This window comes from Cupriavidus sp. SIMBA_020, assembly GCF_046535395.1.
GTDB classification, from domain to species: Bacteria; Pseudomonadota; Gammaproteobacteria; order Burkholderiales; family Burkholderiaceae; genus Cupriavidus; species Cupriavidus campinensis.
On sequence record NZ_JAWRWU010000078.1, the window covers coordinates 1 to 443 of the forward strand.

Annotated in this window: 1 protein-coding gene; it reads right to left on the reverse strand. The window is 62.5% G+C overall.

The window, feature by feature from the left end; translation table 11 throughout:
- The coding region (locus SB751_RS28235; protein WP_410748815.1) for a TonB-dependent receptor plug domain-containing protein at positions 1-443 on the reverse strand (443 nt) is incomplete at both ends.

The window sequence follows — 443 nt, forward strand, 5'->3', positions numbered from 1 at the left end:
TGATAACTCGCGAGCAGCGTGAATTCCGTGTTCGCATCGGGACGCAACGTGAGCGAGGGCGCCACGTAAATGCGCTGCTCCTTCGTGCCGGAGACTTGCGTGTCCGCATCGCGCGCGAGACCGACGAAGCGATAGAGCACGCGCTTGTCCGCGTCGACCGCGCCGCCGAGATCGAACGCGCCTTCCCAGCGATTGTGCGTGCCCGCGCCGAGCATCACTTCATTCACGTGATCGGCTTCGGGACGCTTGCTTTCGAGCGCCACCACGCCGCCCGGATTCGCCTGACCATACAGAATCGAACTCGGTCCGCGCAGCACTTCGATACGCTGCAAACCGTATTGCTCGATCTGCGGCACCGCATACGAAAGACCGCGCCCGAGATTGAGGCCGTCGAGAAAATTCACGTACACAGCATTGCCGCCGAAGCCGCCGAAACCGCGCAT